Origin of the sequence: Paenarthrobacter sp. (assembly GCF_031180005.1) — a bacterium.
Lineage (GTDB): Bacteria > Actinomycetota > Actinomycetes > Actinomycetales > Micrococcaceae > Arthrobacter.
The window spans coordinates 25,100-43,044 of sequence record NZ_JAPSHI010000030.1 but is presented as its reverse complement, the minus strand read 5'-3'; the positions used below and the strand labels follow the sequence as shown (position 1 = coordinate 43,044).

The 17,945-nt window shown below is 62.8% G+C and carries 16 protein-coding genes and 1 pseudogene; 12 read left to right on the top strand and 5 right to left on the bottom strand.

Going from position 1 to position 17,945, the window contains the following annotated elements; translation table 11 throughout:
* The 4 genes and pseudogenes from RIF72_RS17395 to RIF72_RS17380 form a co-directional block, all read left to right on the top strand.
* Nucleotides 1-121, top strand: a pseudogene (locus RIF72_RS17395) (rRNA methyltransferase); the annotation flags it as partial.
* A 122-nt stretch (nt 122-243) separates the two neighbouring features.
* Nucleotides 244-1,470, top strand: a complete 1,227-nt coding sequence (locus RIF72_RS17390) for a lipase family protein (protein WP_309076083.1) — start codon at nt 244-246, stop codon at nt 1,468-1,470.
* A gap of 170 nt (nt 1,471-1,640) precedes the next feature.
* Entirely contained in the window at nt 1,641-2,660 is a 1,020-nt protein-coding gene (gene fbaA / locus RIF72_RS17385; protein WP_309076082.1) for a class II fructose-bisphosphate aldolase, read from the top strand.
* Entirely contained in the window at nt 2,660-3,082 is a 423-nt protein-coding gene (locus RIF72_RS17380; RefSeq protein WP_011773312.1) for a DUF3151 domain-containing protein, read from the top strand. Before fbaA ends, RIF72_RS17380 begins: the two co-directional genes overlap by 1 nt.
* A 118-nt stretch (nt 3,083-3,200) precedes the next feature.
* Here the strand turns inward: RIF72_RS17380 and RIF72_RS17375 are convergent, their stop codons facing one another.
* From RIF72_RS17375 to RIF72_RS17365, 3 genes are read right to left on the bottom strand one after another with little or no spacing between them, the layout of a single operon-like run.
* Nucleotides 3,201-4,013, bottom strand: a complete 813-nt coding sequence (locus tag RIF72_RS17375; RefSeq protein WP_309076081.1) for an ABC transporter ATP-binding protein — start codon at nt 4,011-4,013, stop codon at nt 3,201-3,203.
* Nucleotides 4,010-5,071: an iron-enterobactin ABC transporter permease gene (fepG, locus tag RIF72_RS17370; protein ID WP_309076080.1), complete on the bottom strand. Its 1,062-nt coding sequence runs from the start codon at nt 5,069-5,071 to the stop codon at nt 4,010-4,012. Before fepG ends, RIF72_RS17375 begins: the two co-directional genes overlap by 4 nt.
* Nucleotides 5,068-6,159, bottom strand: coding sequence for an iron chelate uptake ABC transporter family permease subunit (locus RIF72_RS17365; RefSeq protein ID WP_309076086.1), 1,092 nt, complete (start codon nt 6,157-6,159; stop codon nt 5,068-5,070). Before RIF72_RS17365 ends, fepG begins: the two co-directional genes overlap by 4 nt.
* 148 nt (nt 6,160-6,307) lie before the next feature.
* Between RIF72_RS17365 and RIF72_RS17360 the strand changes: the two genes are divergently transcribed.
* Nucleotides 6,308-7,300: an ABC transporter substrate-binding protein gene (locus RIF72_RS17360; RefSeq protein ID WP_375164248.1), complete on the top strand. Its 993-nt coding sequence runs from the start codon at nt 6,308-6,310 to the stop codon at nt 7,298-7,300.
* A gap of 152 nt (nt 7,301-7,452) precedes the next feature.
* On the opposite strand, the gene RIF72_RS17355 is transcribed toward RIF72_RS17360, so the two are convergent.
* On the bottom strand, nt 7,453-8,085 hold the full coding sequence (locus RIF72_RS17355) for a uracil-DNA glycosylase (RefSeq protein ID WP_309076079.1): 633 nt from the start codon (nt 8,083-8,085) through the stop codon (nt 7,453-7,455).
* A 408-nt stretch (nt 8,086-8,493) separates the two neighbouring features.
* Here RIF72_RS17355 and RIF72_RS17350 point away from each other — a divergent pair, with 408 nt between their 5' ends.
* Nucleotides 8,494-9,783: an adenylosuccinate synthase gene (locus tag RIF72_RS17350; RefSeq protein WP_309076078.1), complete on the top strand. Its 1,290-nt coding sequence runs from the start codon at nt 8,494-8,496 to the stop codon at nt 9,781-9,783.
* On the opposite strand, the gene RIF72_RS17345 is transcribed toward RIF72_RS17350, so the two are convergent.
* Nucleotides 9,780-10,520 (bottom strand): DUF2306 domain-containing protein, encoded by a 741-nt coding sequence (locus RIF72_RS17345; RefSeq protein WP_309076077.1) that lies wholly within the window; start codon nt 10,518-10,520, stop codon nt 9,780-9,782. The genes RIF72_RS17350 and RIF72_RS17345 overlap by 4 nt on opposite strands.
* 146 nt (nt 10,521-10,666) lie before the next feature.
* Between RIF72_RS17345 and RIF72_RS17340 the strand changes: the two genes are divergently transcribed.
* The 6 genes from RIF72_RS17340 to RIF72_RS17315 are packed head-to-tail and all read left to right on the top strand — an operon-like array spanning nt 10,667 to nt 17,868.
* Nucleotides 10,667-11,392, top strand: a complete 726-nt coding sequence (locus RIF72_RS17340; protein ID WP_309076076.1) for a TetR/AcrR family transcriptional regulator C-terminal domain-containing protein — start codon at nt 10,667-10,669, stop codon at nt 11,390-11,392.
* Nucleotides 11,389-12,849 carry an MFS transporter gene (locus RIF72_RS17335; protein WP_309076075.1) on the top strand — a complete coding sequence of 487 codons (1,461 nt, stop codon included), beginning with the start codon at nt 11,389-11,391 and terminating at the stop codon, nt 12,847-12,849. Before RIF72_RS17340 ends, RIF72_RS17335 begins: the two co-directional genes overlap by 4 nt.
* 42 nt (nt 12,850-12,891) lie before the next feature.
* Nucleotides 12,892-13,734, top strand: coding sequence for an SMP-30/gluconolactonase/LRE family protein (locus RIF72_RS17330; protein WP_309076074.1), 843 nt, complete (start codon nt 12,892-12,894; stop codon nt 13,732-13,734).
* A 34-nt stretch (nt 13,735-13,768) separates the two neighbouring features.
* Entirely contained in the window at nt 13,769-14,002 is a 234-nt protein-coding gene (locus RIF72_RS17325) for a DUF6480 family protein (RefSeq protein WP_309076073.1), read from the top strand.
* A gap of 60 nt (nt 14,003-14,062) precedes the next feature.
* The gene (locus RIF72_RS17320; protein ID WP_309076072.1) at nt 14,063-14,983 is read left to right on the top strand and encodes an NADP-dependent oxidoreductase; all 921 of its coding nucleotides are present in this window, start codon (nt 14,063-14,065) and stop codon (nt 14,981-14,983) included.
* A 59-nt stretch (nt 14,984-15,042) separates the two neighbouring features.
* Entirely contained in the window at nt 15,043-17,868 is a 2,826-nt protein-coding gene (locus RIF72_RS17315; RefSeq protein ID WP_309076071.1) for an FAD-binding and (Fe-S)-binding domain-containing protein, read from the top strand.
* Nucleotides 17,869-17,945 lie beyond the last annotated feature (77 nt).

Sequence of the window (17,945 nt, the reverse complement as noted above, 5' to 3'; positions counted from 1 at the left end):
CGTCGCAACGCTTTCCATTGAGCAGTTCGGCTCCACTCGCTCCATGAATGCAGCCTCCGCGGCGGCCATCGCCATGCACGCCTGGGTCCGCCGGCACGTGTTCCAGCAGCCCGTCTCGTAGCCGCCGCTGCCCCGACTCGCGGCAAGAAATATTCGCTGAATCCCTAGGCCAAGTTGTTACTCATCAGTAACATCTGGCGTGAACCGTGCTCAACGTGGAGCACGGCTACTACTGGAGGTTCAATGAAGCATCCTTCTCTTCGCCTTTCTTCAGCTTTTATCCTTGCTTTCCTGCTAGCGGTGGGCAGCGGTGGGGCTGCCACTGCGGCCCCGGAGCCCGCCGACTTTTACGCGGCCCCGGCCGCGCTTCCACCCACCAACGGCGACGTGATCCGGACCGAGCCTTCGGTCTTCTACGTCGATCCCCTTAAGACCATCAGGGCGCAGGCCGCGGTGCAGCGCGTCATGTACCGATCCGTGAACAGCGCCGGTGTTCCCATCGCAATGACCGGCACCGTCCTGGTTCCGTCCACACCTTGGATAGGTGCGGGCGCGCGTCCGCTGGTGGGGTACGCCGTAGGAACACAAGGGCAAGGCGACCAGTGTGCGCCGTCCCGGGCCATGGCTGCGGGCGAGGAGTACGAGGGCGTCTTCATCGCCGGTTTGCTGGCCCGGGGATACTCCGTTGCGGTGACCGATTATGAAGGGCTGGGCACGCCTGGCAGCCACACATATATGGCTCGCGCATCGCAGGCGCACGCAGTGCTCGACGTTGTCCGCGCGGCCCAGCGACTTGGGAACCCCCAGCTCGTGGCTGGCGGACCAGTGGCCCTTGCCGGATACTCCCAGGGCGGCGGCGCCTCGGCAGCCGCCGTCGAGCTTGCGGCGCAGTACGCACCGGAACTGAACCTCAAGGGCGCCTATGCCGGTGCTGTCCCCGCGGATCTTCCGGCAGTGGGGCGCAACCTCGACGGCGGGTTGTACACCGGCTTTCTTCTCTACGCCGTGACGGGCATGAGTGCTGCCGGCGGACTGAATCTTAGCCCATATCTCACTGGTGCCGGTCAAGCGAAAATCGCCGCGACGGACCAGGAATGCACTGTGCAGTCCATTGCCTCCAGTGGCTTCCTGGACACCACCAAGCTCACGGTGTCGGGGGAAAAACTGAGTTCCCTGTTGGACCTGCCGCAGGTCAAACCGGTGATCGCGGAGCAGAAAATCGGCAACGGGCGTGCACCCGGGGTTCCGGTTCTGCTCTCCCACAGTGTGCTGGACGATGTCATTCCTTACGATCAGGGCCGCCAGCTGGCCAAGCGCTGGTGCGCGGCGGGTTCGTCGGTGTACTTCGACACCACCGCCGGGGCTACCCACGTTGGAGGGTATGCGGCGGCGATCCCGCAGGCCTTCCTCTTTCTGGAGCGCCGCTTTGCGGACAGGAGCCCGGCGAGCAACTGTTGGCTGTACGGATAACCCACCTCCCGCCGCAACATGGGAGTTAAATGCCAACTCGGCGGAAGTGTTAAGAACGCCCAGTGACCCGAAACACGGCCTCCCCGCGGATATCGCTAGGATGGGTGCTAGCCGTAAGCGCTCTACTCCAGGGTTACCAACCCACAGACGAATTCAGCATAGGAGTCACCATGCCCATTGCAACCCCAGAGATTTACTCCGAGATGATCGACCGCGCGAAGGCTGGCGGATTCGCTTTCCCTGCGGTCAACGTGACGTCGTCGCAGACTCTGAACGCTGCGATCCGCGGTTTCGCCGAGGCCGAGTCCGACGGCATCATCCAGGTTTCCACCGGTGGCGCAGCCTACTGGTCCGGCGCTTCAATCAAGGACATGGTGGCCGGTTCCCTCGGTTTCGCCGCGTTCGCCCGCGAAGTTGCCAAGAACTACAACGTCAACATCGCTCTCCACACGGACCACTGCCCGCAGGATAAGCTGGCGGACTTCGTCCTCCCGCTGCTGGCCGCTTCCGAGGAATCCGTCAAGGCCGGCAAGGACCCGATCTTCAACTCGCACATGTGGGATGGCTCGCACGAAGTCCTCTCCGAGAACCTGCGCATCGGCCGCGAGCTTCTGGAACGCGCCGCAGCTGCCAAGATCATCCTCGAAGTTGAAATCGGCACTGTCGGTGGCGAAGAAGATGGTGTTGAGAACGAAATCAACGAGAAGCTCTACACCACCACCGAAGACGCCCTCGCAACCATCGAAGCGCTCGGCGCCGGCGAGAACGGCCGCTACCTCACCGCGCTGACCTTCGGCAACGTGCACGGCGTGTACAAGCCGGGCAATGTGAAGCTCCGCCCGGAACTGCTCAAGCAGATCCAGTCCGAGGTTGGCGCCAAGATCGGCAAGGAAAACCCGTTCGACCTCGTGTTCCACGGCGGTTCGGGCTCCACCGAGCAGGAAATTGCTGACGCCGTTTCCTACGGTGTCATCAAGATGAACATCGACACCGACACCCAGTACGCGTTCACCCGCCCGGTTGCCGGCCACATGTTCTCCAACTACGACGGCGTCCTCAAGGTCGACGGCGAAATGGGCAACAAGAAGACCTACGACCCCCGCGTCTGGGGCGCTTCGGCCGAAGCCGGCATGGCCGCGCGCATCGTCGAAGCCGCCCAGCAGCTCGGATCGGTTGGCAAGACCTTCTAATGTCCGACGAATTCCGGAAGAACCTGATGGGGCCGGAGCCCACGCTCCTGCCCGCCGAAACCGAGATCTACCAGCACCTGGCGCTCGGCAATGAGGCGCTGGATCTGGTTGCGAAGAACCCCACTTCGTCTCTTCTGTGGGCCATCCTCGCGGAGGAAGCCTGGGCCGAGGGCCGGACCATCGAGTCCTACGCCTACGCCCGTGTCGGCTACCACCGCGGCCTGGATTCCCTGCGCCGCAACGGTTGGCGCGGCGTCGGGCCCATCCCCTGGGAGCACGAGCCCAACCAGGGCTTCCTGCGGGCGCTCTACGCATTGGGTCGCGCCGCTTCTGCAATCGGCGAGGCTGAAGAGCCGGAGCGGATCGAGAAGTTCCTGAACGACTCGGACCCCAAGGCCAAAGCAGCGCTCGAAGCCCGCTAGGGACTCAAGCAAACGACGGCGGCGACCCTCACCGAAAGGCGAGAGTCGCCGTCGTCGTTAACCCAAGTAAGCAGCACTTCAGGTCGTTATGAGCGCTGAGAACGACCTGATCTGCTACCTAGTTGGGTAGTCGCGGCCTGCCCAACGGAACCACCAGCGGTGTGTGGGTCACGGGGTCGTCGATAATCCGGCAGGCCATGCCGAACACTTCTTCCACCAAGGATTCAGTGATCACGTCCGTGGGAGCGCCCTCGGCCACCACCACGCCGTCCTTCATGGCGATGATGTGGTCCGCGTAGCGGCTGGCGTGGTTGAGGTCGTGCAGCACGGCAACCAAGGTGTGGCCCTTGTCCAGGTTCAGCTCGCGGAAGAGTTCCAACAGCTCGATCTGGTGGGCAATATCGAGGAACGTGGTGGGTTCGTCCAGGAGCATAAGCGGAGTCTGCTGGGCGAGAACCATGGCCACCCACACACGCTGGCGCTGGCCGCCGGACAGTTCATCCACCAGTCGGCCGGATAAGGATGCGACGCCGGTGGCCCTCATCGCTTCGACCACCGCAATCTCATCAGACTCAGACCACTGCCGCAGGAGCTTCTGGTGCGGGTAGCGGCCGCGGGCTACGAGGTCGGCAACGGTGATGCCGTCGGGCGCGATGGAGGATTGCGGCAGGAGCCCCAGACGGCGGGCCAGTTCCTTCGCGGGCAGTGCAGTCACGGATTTCCCGTCGAGCAGAACCTGCCCGCTCCGCGGCTTGATCAGCCGGGCGAGGGCGCGAAGCAGCGTGGATTTACCGCAGGCGTTAGGCCCGACGATCACCGTGAACTGACCCTCGGGGATGCGCACATTGAGGTTTTCGGAAATGATGCGTTGCTCATAACCGATGGTCAGTGCTTCAGCGTGGAGCTGTGGTGCAGCAGTGGTGAGGCTCATGATTTCCTTGCTTCCCTGGCCAGCAGCCAAACGAGGTAGATACCGCCGATGCACACCGTCACAACGCCCACAGGCAGCTGGATCGGCGCGAACAAACGCTGGGCCGCGAGATCGCTGGCAACCAGGAGGAAGGCACCCATCACTGCGGAGGGCACCAGTGTGATGCCGGCGCTTCGGGTAAGACGACGAGCAAGCTGGGGTGCCGCGAGGGCCACGAACGCGATGGGACCAGCGACGGCGGTGACGGCCGCCGTCAACGCGACACCCAGGATGAGCAACAACAAACGGGTGGGCTCTGCCCGGACGCCCAAGGCGCGTGCGGCGTCGTCGCCCATTTCCAGAAGTTGCATCCGGCGTGCCACCGCCAGCGTGGCCAAGCCAACCACAAGAACCACGACGGCGGCAGGCGCCGCTTGCTCCCAAGTGATGCCATTGAGGGAGCCGGCTCCCCAGACAGCTGCAGCCAAGGCGGCCTCGAGCTCGGCTTGGAGGATCAGCCAGTGGTTGAAGGCAGCCAGCATGGCACTGATGCCGATGCCCACGATGATGAGTCGGAAGCCCTGGGAGCCGCGCCGGTAGGCAAGCAAGTAGACGGCCAATGCTGTGAGGATTCCGCCAACAAGGGCTCCGGCCGCAATACCAAGGTAGCCTCCACCAACAGTCAGCATCACGATCAAGGCTCCCGTGTAGGCGCCTGTGTTGAAGCCGATGATGTCCGGGCTTCCCAGCGGGTTACGGGTCATGGATTGGAAGATGCCGCCACTCATTCCCAAGGCCGCGCCGAACACCAGCGCTGAAAGAACGCGGGGGAGCCGCCACTCCATGACGATGGTTTGGGCTAGTCCCGGGGCGTCACCCGTGAAGGCTTGCAGGACTTGCTGCACGGTGACGTCGTAGTCGCCGGTGGCCAGGCTGACGATCGCCACCGTAAGGGCCGCGAGGATCAACGGGATACAGACAAAGATGCTGCGGACGTCAAAGCGGAGGCTCAGCCCGCGGTTGCGGACCAGGACTGTAGACCGGCCAAAATCCGGGCTTCTTGGGTCTAATCGCGTCATAGCCCACTCACCTTCCGGCGCCGAGCCAACGCGATAAGTACCGGCGCGCCGATGAACGCCGTCACCACACCCACCTGGAGCTCGCCGGGCGCGGCGATCCTGCCCACCACGTCCGACACCAGGAGCAGGATGGGGGAGAGCACTACGGTGGTGGCCAGGATCCAGCGCTGGTCCGGGCCGACGATCCACCGCGCCACGTGCGGAATCATGAGCCCCACAAAACCAATCGCACCAGCGCCAGCGGTTGCTGCTCCGCTGAGGAGGGTAATAGCCACAACGCCCAGGATCCGGGTCCGATTGACGTTGGCGCCCAGGGAGGTGGCGAGGTCGTCGCCCAGTGCCACGGCGTTGAGGCCGCGAACGCAGAACAGGGCGATGATCAGTCCGGCGGCCATGAAGGGAGCCACAGTCATGACCGACTCCATGCTCCGGGTGTCCAGCGAACCGATGCTCCACGAGCGCAAGTGGTCAAAGGCCTTGGGGTTCAGGAGGGTGAGTCCCGAGCCGATGCCGGTGAGGACCGCGCCCAACGCCACACCGGCGAGTGTCAGCCGGATGGGATTCACCACGTTCCTACCGGAGGTGCCGATCAGGTAGACCGCCGCGGTTGTCAGGATGGCCCCGGCAAATGCGAACCAGATATAGCCGCTGAGGGATCCAACCCCGAAGACGCCGATGGCAATCACAATGGCAAAAGAAGCCCCGGCGTTGACGCCCAGGATGCCAGGATCGGCCAACGGATTCCGTGTGATCGCCTGAATGAGCGCGCCGGCCACGCCAAGGGAAATGCCGACGGCGATGCCCATCAACGTACGCGGCAGCCGATTCTGAAGGATGATCGCGTGATCCGCCGTGTCCTGGGGGTTGGTGAACGCTTCAAGGACCGTAGTCGCGGGGATGAATTTTGCTCCCACACCGAGACTCAGGATCGTCGCGCCCAGAAGGACTGCTGCGGCGAAGGCCAGAAAGAGGATCCGCCAGCGGGACTTATTGACGACGCCGGAACTGGCTACTGCGCTTGCGGCCGGAAGGGCGGGAGCGACTACCTGGGACATAACGCCGTTGATGGGGACACAGCAGGGGACCATTTCGAAGAGGGGCAGGATTTTGACGGTCATTCCGTGACCGTCGTCACAACGTCACGAATGTGTGACTTAATTAGGTTAGCCTTACCCAGTGAAAAATGACGATTTTGAAGTGCAGCCGCGTAAGGCATCCCGCATGCGTAAGCTCGCTATGAAGGTGGCCGGAGTGGCCTTGGTGGCTGGCCTCGTTGCTGGCTGCGGCACCAGTGGTGGGTCAGGTTCGGCTGCCGGCAACGCAGATGTTGCCACGGGCGGTTCCAAATTCACCACCGCCGACCAGGAAACGGCCAAGCTGGGCACGGACGCCGCCCCCGGTGTTTTCCCGCGAACCCTGAAGCACGCCAACGGTGAGACCACCCTGGAGAAGAAGCCCACCCGCGTGGTGGTCCTCGACACCGGCGAGTTGGACGACGTCGTGACCCTCGGCATCACGCCGGTGGGCATGGCCACCACTGAGGGCGCCAACCCTGTCCCCACTTACCTGGCCGACAAGGTCAAGGATGTGGCTTCCGTAGGAACCATCCAGGACCTCAACCTTGAAGCAATCGCAGCTCTCAAGCCGGACCTCATCCTGGGCAGCCAGCTCCGCGCCGACAAGCTGTACAAGCAGCTGTCCGCCATCGCTCCCACGGTCTTCAGCATCCGCCCCGGCTTCCCGTGGAAAGAAAACTTCCTTCTGGTGGGCAAATCCCTGGGCGAGGAAGACAAAGCGGTCAAGGCGCTCAACGATTACCAGACCGAAGCGGATGCCCTCAAGGCAGACGTGAAGGGCGATCCCAAAATTTCCCTGGTCCGATTCCTGCCGGGCAAGATCCGCCTGTATGCGAACAAGTCGTTGATCGGCGTCATCCTGAAGGACGCAGGCCTTGCCCGTCCCGAGAACCAGAACATTGATGAACTCGCTGCCGAGATTTCAGCCGAGAACATCGAACAAGGCGACGCCGACTGGATCTTCTATAGCAGCTACGGCGATCCCGCAGCAACAGGCGAAACCTCCGTGGTTGAAGGCGCAGTCTGGCCCAAGCTTGGCGCAGTCAAGACCGGCCAGGCAAAGTCAGTCAGCGACGACGTTTGGTTCCTTGGCCTCGGTCCCACAGGCGCGCAGCTGATCCTGAAAGATCTCCGCAGCATGCTGGTCGGCTAAGGCCTCCAGCCCGACACGCTCAGCACAAGCACCCCAACGACGACGGCGGCCCTCACCAAAAGGTGGGGGCCGCCGTCGTACGTGCGTTGTGAGGCCTGGTCTGCGGGCTAACCCGAGGATTTGGGGCGCAAAGCGGGCCCCGCAACGAAAGACTAGGCCTTGCGCGGAATGCCCGTGCGAGCCATTGCCTCGGCATAGGCGCCGTGGATGGCGTCCAGGTATTCCTGCTGGCGGGCCGGGGTGCCGGCGAAGGAGCGGCCACCCAACGACCGGACCTTGAAGGTCTTGAAGCCGCGGCGGGCGATGCTGGCCGGTGCGGCCTTCATGAGCTGATCGGCCAGGCGATGTGCCTCGTTGCCGTGTGCTACCAGGGCGGACGTGCGCGGCAGGAGCTGCAGGAGGCGCAGGAGCGGCTTGAGACCCTCGGTGATGTTGGCCGGCGTGAGTTTGCCCGGTTCCTCGTTGGGCTCGATCCACGGGTAGGCGTTCCACGGCATCATGAGCTCAGGACGCAGGCCCAGTTGCCACTGCATGCCGAGCATGCGCGTGTTGGCTTCCTCGTCACCCGGGGTGATGAAACCTTCGCCGGTGTTGGTGCGCTGGTTGGAGAAAAGGCTGACGATGCGGCAGTCATCCATGCTGTGGGCGGGGTCGATGTAGAGGACCTCGCTTCCCGGCTTCTGCTCCTTGATGGAATCGCACAGCTCGTTGACCTCGGCGATGTGCGGTTCGTAGCGGCGGTTCCAGAGGATTTCTTCAGGTGATTCAGTCGCCAGTTCTTGCATCAGGGGTTAGGTCTCCTAGGTGTTACAGCGCACCGTTCCAAGGTGCCGCGGGCATGCCGCAGCCGAACCTCAAAGGGTGCTGTTGGGGGCTAACTAACCTTACCGGACTATGTGGGTGAACAGGTGCCGCTTCGGCGCGTCCCCGAATGCGACACGGCGTGTTGCCCGGAACGTGGCGGGCGTCTCGACGACGACAGGCAATTCTCGACGGCGGAAGTCGGCTTACACCGGCCAAACACCAGAGAAACCGTTGTCATCGGCTAAACTTGGCTGGTAAGAGCCCCGAAACTCTTGCGTATGCCGTGCCTTGTGGCAGGCTGCACCAGCTACGTCGGGGCATTCTCATGTACGGCGTCTCGTCCTGGTCATCCGGCTGGGTCCGGGCCCGAAAGAATGGGGGAGGATCCCATGCCCGCTATCGTGATCGTCGGAGCCCAGTGGGGCGACGAAGGCAAAGGCAAAGCAACCGATCTGCTCGGTGGCCGCGTTGACTACGTGGTTAAGCCCAATGGCGGTAACAACGCCGGGCATACCGTGGTTGTTGGCGGTGAGAAGTATGAGCTGAAGCTCCTTCCCGCGGGCATCCTGAGCCCTAACGCAATACCTATTATTGGCAACGGCTGCGTGGTGAACCTCGAGGCCCTCTTCCAGGAAATCGATGGGCTCGAAGCCCGGGGCGCGGACACGTCCCGCCTGCGCGTCTCAGCCAACGCGCACCTGGTTGCTCCGTATCACCAGGTCCTGGACAAGGTCACGGAGCGCTTCCTCGGCAGCCGGGCCATTGGCACCACTGGCCGCGGCATCGGCCCGGCATACATGGACAAGGTGGCCCGTCTGGGCATCCGTGTCCAGGATGTGTTCGACGAATCGATCCTCCGCCAGAAGGTGGAAGGGTCGCTGCGCCAGAAGAACGAACTCCTGGTCAAGGTCTACAACCGCCGCGACATCGTGGTGGACGAGATCGTGGAGTATTTCCTGTCCTTCGCCGAGCGCTTGCGCCCACTGGTCATCGACAGCACGCTGGTCCTCAACAACGCCCTGGATGAGGGCAAAGTTGTGCTCATGGAAGGCGGCCAGGCAACGTTCCTGGACGTAGACCACGGCACCTACCCGTTCGTCACCTCGTCCAACCCCACAGCCGGCGGCGCGTCTGTTGGCTCCGGCATTGGCCCCACCCGCATTTCGCGGTCCATTGGCATCATCAAGGCCTACACCACGCGTGTTGGCGCCGGCCCGTTCCCCACGGAACTGTTCGACGAGATGGGCGTTTACCTGCAGAAGACCGGTGGCGAGTTCGGTGTGAACACCGGCCGTCCCCGGCGCTGTGGTTGGTACGACGCCGTCCTTGCCCGCCATGCTTCCCGGGTCAACGGTTTCACGGACTACTTCGTCACCAAGCTGGACGTCCTCACGGGTATTGAGCAGATCCCCGTATGCGTTGCCTACGACGTTGACGGTGTGCGCCACGATGAAATGCCCATGACGCAGACTGAGTTCCACCACGCAGTGCCCATTTTCGAGTACTTCGACGGCTGGACCGAGGACATCACCGGTGCCCGCACCCTGGAAGACCTCCCGGAGAACGCGCGCAACTACGTGCTGGCCCTCGAAAAGCTGTCAGGCACGCGCTTCTCGGCCATCGGCGTCGGTCCGGACCGCGATCAGACCATTGTGGTCCACGACCTGATTAACAACTAAGTACCGCTAAGTTCACGACGACGGCGGGTCACCCGAGGTTCCCATCGGAACTTATGGGAGGCCCGCCGTCGTCGAATGAAGTACTCGGCCACCGCCAGATTGATGACCCAGGATGCTCCCATGAGCACTGCCCGTGTTGTTTCATCAGTGGGGCCCACAACCAGCATCCAAGCCAGAAACACGAAGGCCTGCGTTCCCGCGCCCAGTGCGATGGCGTATGCGCGTGTCATCCATGCGCCGTGTGTGGCGTAGTCCCGCCGGCGGATGGCGAACAGGCCCATGATGATGCTCGCAACCATGGCGGAGCCAAAGATCAGTCGAAGAACCAGAAGTGCTTCGCCGTCTCCCTCCGGTAGGGCGTAAAACAGAGACATCCACAGGCCGGACAAGCCTGCGAGCAGGCCCGCCGGCACCAGGATGCGTCCGGCCATTTGATGCCACGATTGCCTGCCGCGTCGAGGTGGGGAAGCGTGTCGAAGTGTGGGCGCGAACTGAAAGGCTCCCAGCAGGCTGTACACCGTGACTGTGACGATGTGCGTTAGCACCGGGATGGGTGAAGCGAAGAACCGGGCGTTCTGCGGAGTGACGTTTGCACCGCCTGTCAGCTCGGTGAGTCGCGCCGCACCGGCGATCACGGGGATGAGGCTGAGCACGATCAGCGCCATGGGCACGGCCCATTTCGTGCGGCGGCGGCTGCGGCTGTGGCTCCGGATGGGTGGGGTCTTTTGAGATGTCATGACTCTGCCTGCGTTCTGGGTGGATGACGAGAAGGGTACGAATAACGCAAGGTGTACGCCGTACACCTGTACGTTCCAAACACTAGGTGTACGCTGTATACCTGTCAAGGTCGTACCCGCACCCCGGCCGATCGGAAGGAATCCGCATGACCCAGCTAGCGGAGGCAGCTCGGCGCATCCCCCTCAACCGTGACCGCGTGTTAAACGCCGCAGTCACGCTCGCGGACGAGGTAGGCATCGAGTCGCTCAGCATGCGCCGCCTCGCGCAGGAACTGGGCGTTGTTCCTATGGCTCTCTACAAGCACGTTGCCAACAAGGAAGAACTCCTCGGCGGCATGGTGGACACCATTGTTGGTGAGATCGGTCCGCCTGTCCCGGACGCTCCGTGGAAGTCCGCTGTCCGGCTCCGGGTCCTTTCGGCCAGGCAGGTACTCCTGCGGCATCCCTGGGCCCGCTCTGTGATTGAGACCCGCACCAACGTAACCCCCGCAGTCCTGGGATATATGGACGGCTTCGCCGGGATGTTCCTGACGGGCGGATTCTCGGTGGACCTTACGCACCACGTCATGCATGCCATGGGCAGCCGAATGTGGGGTTTTACCCAAGAGGTCTTCGATGACTCTGCGGGGCAGGCCGGGGACCAACAACCACAGGTGCCGGCTGAAGTCCGGGCCGCCATGGCCCGGCAGATGGCCGAAAACTTTCCACATCTCTTCAAAATTGCTGCCGCGGCAGCGCATGAAGACGATTCCGTGGTCGGGAACGGCTGCGACGACCAATTCGAGTTCGAGTTTGCCCTGGACCTCCTCCTGGACGGCTTCGAACGACTCCACCAGCAGAACTGGACATCAGGCGGGGGCAAGGGCAGATGACTACAGTGCCTGACGAAGGAGTCGGCTTCCGGTCCCGGCGCGGACCCGTACTCATTGCGCTGATGCTCGCAACGGGCTTGGTGGCAATCGACGCCACCATTGTGGCCACGGCAGTGCCGTCCATCGTGGAGGACATCGGCGGGTTCGCCTCGTTCCCTTGGCTCTTTTCCGCCTATCTGCTGGCTCAGGCGGTCTCCGTGCCCGTCTACGCCAAACTCTCAGACGTTGTGGGCCGCAAGCCGATCATCCTTGGTGGCATTGGTCTTTTCCTGCTTGGTTCGATTCTTTGCGGGTTGGCTTGGAGTATGCCTGCGCTCATCGCCTTCCGGGTGCTCCAGGGGCTTGGAGCCGGCGCGGTCCAGCCGGTGGCGATCACGATTGCCGGCGATATCTACACACTTGCCGAGCGGGCAAAGGTCCAAGGGTATCTGGCCAGTGTGTGGGCCCTTTCTTCCGTTGTGGGACCAACCCTGGGAGGGGTTTTCGCGTCCTTGGGAATCTGGCGGTGGATCTTCCTGATCAACATCCCGCTCTGCCTGATCGCGGCTTGGATGCTCCTCCGTACTTTCCACGAGAACGTCGAACGATCCAAGCACCGCATCGATTATTTGGGAGCCGGACTGCTGACGATTTCCTTGAGCCTGCTCATCCTTGGGGCCCTCCAGAGCGGTCAAGCCTGGCCCTGGGATTCCGCGATCAGCTTCGCAGTCTTTGGCGGAGGGGCCTTGTTGTTCCTGGTGTTTCTCTTGGTGGAAAGGAAGGCAGCGGAGCCGGTACTGCCACCTTGGGTTGTCTCCCGCAGGCTGCTGGCGACGACGGCGATGGTCGCTTTCGGTGTAGGCGCCGTCATGCTTGGCATCACAACTTACGTCCCGACGTTCCTCGAAGGGTCCCTGAAGACTTCACCCCTTCTGGCCGGGCTCGCGTTAGCGGCCTTGACGCTCGGCTGGCCGATCAGTGCATCGCAAGCCGGCCGGTTTTACCTCCGAATCGGGTTCAAAAACACGGCCATCATCGGCATCGTGATCACGGTGATCGGCTCGGCCATCCTTGCCCTAACCGCCTCGACGCCCAATATTCTGCTGGTGGCAATGGCATGCTTCATCGTTGGGCTCGGGCTGGGGCTGGTTGCGACGCCTAGCCTCATTGCCGCACAGACCAGTGTCGACTGGAATGAGCGCGGCGTCGTCACGGGTACCAACCTCTTTGCCCGCTCAATCGGCAGCTCCATCGGTGTTGCCGTGTTCGGTGCCATTGCCAACGCCATCTACGCCAACGGTCCCGGCGGCGGTCCCGATCCGCAAACAACCGTGCATGCCTCCACTGCCGTCTTCCTGGCTGTGCTCGTCAGCGCCGTCCTTACAGTTGTGGCGGTCCTTGTGATGCCCGCCGACGACGCAACACACAGGACCAAAGAACCTGCTCAGAAGCCCAGCTCGGAACCTGCCAACGACTAGTCTCGAGCTCATGGAAGAACTGATCGCGGGCACCCTGGAAAGTTGTTTGAAGGAACTGTCTGGGCCGAGGGCCCACTCTGGATTCCGCTGTGGCAGACCGTTCGCTGGAGCGACATCCCCAACAACAGGATCCTTGAGTTCTCTCCTGCCACCGGCACGACGCGCGAGTATGCCACCGGCGTCGAATACACCAACGGCCGGACGCTTCACCCCGACGGCAGCGTGGTGCAGTGCAGCCACGGACGCAGGCGCGTGGAGCGGGATCACGACGGCGTGGTGACGCCGATGATTGACGCGTTCGGTGAGCATCGGCTCAATTCGCCCAACGACGTTGTAGTGGCCGGCGACGGCACGGTCTGGTTCACCGATCCTCCTTACGGGATCCTGGCCGGGACGGTGGAAGGACATGAGGGCGAGCAGGAATACGGCGGCTGCTACGTCTTCCGTTTAGACCCCAAAAGCCAGGAGATAACTCCGGTAGTCACGGACCTGGTGCACCCTAATGGCCTTGCATTTTCTCCGGATGAATCGCTTCTCTACGTTTCGGACACGGCGGGCCGGAGCCGTGGAGTGCCGTTCCGGATCGCCGCCTATCCGGTGGAAGGTGGCGCATGCGGAGAGGGCAGGACTTTTGTTGAGCTCGAGGACGACGCGCCTTCGGACGGGTTCCGAGTGGATGTCGAGGGCAGGGTGTGGACGTCCGCGGGACCGTCAGTGCGTGTCTATTCGCCCGATGGCAACCTGCTGACCGCGATCGATGTTCCGGAAAAGGTGTCCAATCTCTGCTTTGGCGGAGTTGACGGACATGATCTCTACATCACGGCTACGACGTCCTTGTACAGGGTCCGGACGTCGACGCGGGACACGACCATGAGAGTAATCTGAAAACAGCACCAGCACTGCGATCGAGGGAGTGAATGTGTCCGGAAGCAACCCCGACCCGTATGAGGACAAAATCACCGGCTTGGAGCCGGGCGGGGGAGTGCCCCCTGGAGAAACCCCTCCCGGCGAGTCGTCAACAGCCGGTCCGCAGGGCCATGGCGAGGGCGGCCCCAGGAAGGGCACGCAGTTCCTGTGGCTGGCGGCCATCGGTGTCGTAGTGCTGATGTCGCTGCTGTTCTTCATCGGGTACATTGTCGGCTTTTTCGACTAGGCGCAGGCCGTCGTCGTGCCTCAGCGGAATACGCGGCACTAAACGGGAGTTGGCGCTCATATGAAGGCAATTACTTATAGCAAATACGGAACCCCCGACGTCCTGGAACTGACCGAGCAGCCCAGGCCAAAGGTTGGGCCGGGAATGGTGTTGGTCAAGGTGAAGGCGGCGTCGGTAAACCCGGTGGACTGGAAAATCATGGCCGGCTACCTGGACTCATTCATGGACCTCCAATTTCCGGCGATCCCCGGCTGGGATGTTGCGGGCGTAGTTGAAGCTGTGGGTATTGACGCTCCGCACTTCAAGCCCGGTGATGAAGTCATCTCCTATGGCCGCAAGGACTACGTCCACGGCGGCAGTTTCGCCGAGTACATCGCACTGCCGGAGCGGCTGCTCGCCCGCAAGCCGGAGTCATTGGAATGGAACGAGTCGGCAGGGCTTCCCTTGGCCGGGCTCACCGCTTTCCAGGTCCTCAATCGCTTGGGTCTGTCGTCGGGTGAGACTGTGCTGATCCACGGCGGGTCCGGCGGAGTCGGGTCACTTGGTATTCAGATCGCAGTGGCGCGTGGCGCGAAGGTGATCGCCACGGCGTCGGAGAAGAACCACGACTTCCTGCGGTCGCTGGGTGCCGAACCTGTTGCTTATGGCGAGGGGCTCGCTGACCGGGTGAAGACGCTGCGTCCGGATGGAGTGGACGTCGTGGCAGACTTTGTAGGCGGCAATCTTGAAGCAACGCTGGAGGTGCTAACCAGCAACGGACGGCATGCGTCTATCGCCGATAGCGAGGTGGAAGGCCACGGCGGCACCTGGATGTGGGTCAATCCCGTGGGGACCGAACTGCAGCAGCTCGCCGACCTGGTGGACGAGCACAAAATTCGGGTGGAAGTGGCTACCGCACTGCCATTGGCTGAGGCTGCTGATGCTTTCCGGCTCAACATGGAAGGGCATACGCGCGGGAAAATTGTGGTCACCGTCCCGTAGGGCAGCCGAGCTGCTGACATAATGCAATCCACTCCCGTACTGGATTGGATGGTGCCCTAGTGGCTTCTCTTGACCTCTCAAGCTTCCGTGCTGCGGTGCAGGATCCGGCCGCTGTGAGTACTCGGGCAATCGATCGCCATGCGCATGCCCACGATGCTTCGCATTTCCTGTTGATTCCGCAGGCGGTGGTCACGGCGAAGAGCGCTGCGGACGTTGGTGGGTTGCTGCGTGCCAGCGCAGCCCAGGGAGTGCCGCTGACATTCCGCTCCGGCGGTACCAGCTTGAGCGGGCAGGCTGTCACCGATGGCGTGCTGGTGGATGTTCGCCGGAACTTCCGGGATATTGAAGTGCTCGACGACGGCGCCCGGGTCCGTGTCCAGCCTGGCGTCACCGTTCGGGCACTCAATGCCAGACTCGCGCGTTACGGTCGGAAGTTCGGGCCTGATCCGGCCAGTGAAGCTGCGTGCACCATCGGCGGGGTAGTAGCAAACAACTCCTCCGGTATGAACTGCGGCACCGTGGACAACACGTACCGCACGTTGGAGTCATTGACCGTAGTGCTGCCGTCGGGGACGGTGATGAACACTGGCGCGCCGGACGCCGAGCAGAGGCTCCTCGCCGTTGAGCCGGATCTGTATCAGGGACTGGCCCTGCTGGCCGAGAGGGTCCGGAACAACCCGGACTCCGTGCAGAGGATCCGGCAGCAGTTTTCCATGAAGAACACCATGGGCTATGGGCTGAACTCCCTGCTGGACTTCCGGAACCCGGTAGACATCCTGGCGCACCTGATCATCGGCAGTGAAGGCACCCTGGGATTCGTCGCCGAGGCAGTCTTCCGCACCATTCCGCGGCTACAGCACGCTGCAGCAGGCCTCTTGGTCTTCCCCGACCTTGAGGCAGCAAACGCTGCCCTGCCCGCGCTGGTGGACACGGGAGCTGCAACCATCGAACTCATGGACGCCCTGTCACTCAAGGTGGGCCAGACGCTCAAGGGAACGCCCGCCGTCGTGCATGACATTGCGGTCCGGGACCATGCCGCCCTTCTGGTGGAATACTCCGCGGGGAGTGCCGGCCAACTGGAAGAGCTTCAGGTCGGCGGTTCGGAAATCCTGACGGGCCTTGGCCTGTCGGCTCCTGCGCAATTCACCGCAGACGCTAGGGAGCGCGGTCAGTTGTGGCAGCTGCGGAAGGGACTCTATGCCTCCGTGGCCGGGGCGCGTCCTCAAGGCACCACGGCTCTGTTGGAAGACATTGTGGTGCCGGTGCCCGTGCTGGGCCGCACCTGTCGGGGCCTCATCGGGCTCTTTGAAAAGTACGGCTACAGCAACAGCGTGATCTTCGGCCATGCCAAGGATGGCAACGTCCACTTCATGCTGACGGACGGTTTTGCCTCGACGTCCGAACTGGACCGTTACAGCGCCTTCACCGAGGACATGGTGGACCTGGTCCTTGCCGAAGGAGGATCGCTGAAGGCGGAGCACGGCACGGGGCGGGTCATGGCGCCTTTTGTTCGCCGACAGTACGGCGACGAGCTCTACGACGTCATGCGCACCATCAAGCACCTCTTCGACCCCACAGGCGTGCTCAACCCGGGGGTGGTGATGGAGGAGGACCCGACTGCCCACCTCCGGCACATCAAGACGGCACCGGCGGTAGCGGAGGAAGTGGACCGCTGCGTTTCCTGTGGCTATTGCGAGCCGGTTTGTCCCAGCAAGGACATCACCCTCACCCCGCGCCAGAGGATCGTCACACTGCGTGCCATCGAATCTGCGAGGTTGGCCGGGGACATGGCCTTGGTGAAAGAGCTCGAGCGGGACTACGGGTACGAGTCGGTGGACACCTGCGCCGTGGACGGCATGTGCCAAACCGCCTGCCCGGTGGACATCAACACAGGTTCACTGGTGAAGCGCCTGAGAAGGAACGACGCCGGCAAACTCGCCAACGGTGCGTGGAACGCCGCCGCCAAGCATTGGGAAGGTGTCAGCCGGGGAGCGGCTCTTGCGCTGACAGTAGTGGACAAGCTTCCAGCGGCCGTCATCACGCCGCCCAACAAGGCAGCGAGGGCCGTCTTGGGAGCAGATACCGTACCTCTCTATTCCCCGGAACTGCCGGGCGGAGGGTCAGCGCGGAAACGCCCGATCCCTGCAGGGCACGTGGATGCGGTGTACTTTCCTGCCTGCGTGAACACCATGTTCGGTCCGGCAGGTGTGTCTCCTCAATCGCCAGGCCAGGGGGTGCAGTACAGCTTCGAGCAGCTTTCTGCCCGGGTAGGCCTCACCCTCTGGGTGCCGCAAGGCATTGACGGCCTGTGTTGTGGAACGCCATGGTCCTCCAAGGGGATGGCCGACGGCCAGGAAACCATGAGAGCAAAAACCTTGGCAGCGCTTCGTCAAGCAACCCGTGATGGTGAGCTACCTATCGTGTGCGATGCGTCATCCTGTACGGAAGGCCTGCGCCATGCGGTGGAATCCGAAGTCCCGGCGGAGGATCAGCTTCCCTTGCGCATTGTGGACGCTGTGGACTTCGCAGCCGAACGGATCCTGCCTCGCCTGCCCGAGTACGAAAAGCTTGGTTCTTTGGCGCTGCATCCCACCTGTTCGTCTACGCGGATGGGCCTGAACGATGCTCTCAGCGTGGTGGCCGGTGCAGTGGCGGATCGTGTGGACATTCCAGAAAACTGGGGTTGTTGTGCGTTCGCCGGCGATAGGGGCATGTTGCATCCGGAACTGACGGCATCGGCAACCGCACGCCAGGCAACGGACGTAGCGGACACGCATGCTGCTGCCCACGCCTCCTGCAACCGGACCTGCGAGCTTGGCATGACGCGCGCCACGGGCTCCCAGTACCGGCACGTCTTGGAGTTGTTGGAGGAGCTCTCCCGCTAAAAGACGACGTGGTCCCCTTGGCCAATCATCGTAATTTCCGATGTGGTTGTGCGGTTTTATTCACTATGCAGATGCAC

Coding starts and splice junctions, on each gene's coding strand:
- RIF72_RS17390 (WP_309076083.1), top strand. CDS start 244: ATGAAGCATCCTTCTCTTCGCCTTTCTTCAGCTTTTATCCTTGCTTTC.
- fbaA (WP_309076082.1), top strand. CDS start 1,641: ATGCCCATTGCAACCCCAGAGATTTACTCCGAGATGATCGACCGCGCG.
- RIF72_RS17380 (WP_011773312.1), top strand. CDS start 2,660: ATGTCCGACGAATTCCGGAAGAACCTGATGGGGCCGGAGCCCACGCTC.
- RIF72_RS17375 (WP_309076081.1), bottom strand. CDS start 4,013: ATGAGCCTCACCACTGCTGCACCACAGCTCCACGCTGAAGCACTGACC.
- fepG (WP_309076080.1), bottom strand. CDS start 5,071: ATGACGCGATTAGACCCAAGAAGCCCGGATTTTGGCCGGTCTACAGTC.
- RIF72_RS17365 (WP_309076086.1), bottom strand. CDS start 6,159: ATGGTCCCCTGCTGTGTCCCCATCAACGGCGTTATGTCCCAGGTAGTC.
- RIF72_RS17360 (WP_375164248.1), top strand. CDS start 6,308: ATGAAGGTGGCCGGAGTGGCCTTGGTGGCTGGCCTCGTTGCTGGCTGC.
- RIF72_RS17355 (WP_309076079.1), bottom strand. CDS start 8,085: ATGCAAGAACTGGCGACTGAATCACCTGAAGAAATCCTCTGGAACCGC.
- RIF72_RS17350 (WP_309076078.1), top strand. CDS start 8,494: ATGCCCGCTATCGTGATCGTCGGAGCCCAGTGGGGCGACGAAGGCAAA.
- RIF72_RS17345 (WP_309076077.1), bottom strand. CDS start 10,520: ATGACATCTCAAAAGACCCCACCCATCCGGAGCCACAGCCGCAGCCGC.
- RIF72_RS17340 (WP_309076076.1), top strand. CDS start 10,667: ATGACCCAGCTAGCGGAGGCAGCTCGGCGCATCCCCCTCAACCGTGAC.
- RIF72_RS17335 (WP_309076075.1), top strand. CDS start 11,389: ATGACTACAGTGCCTGACGAAGGAGTCGGCTTCCGGTCCCGGCGCGGA.
- RIF72_RS17320 (WP_309076072.1), top strand. CDS start 14,063: ATGAAGGCAATTACTTATAGCAAATACGGAACCCCCGACGTCCTGGAA.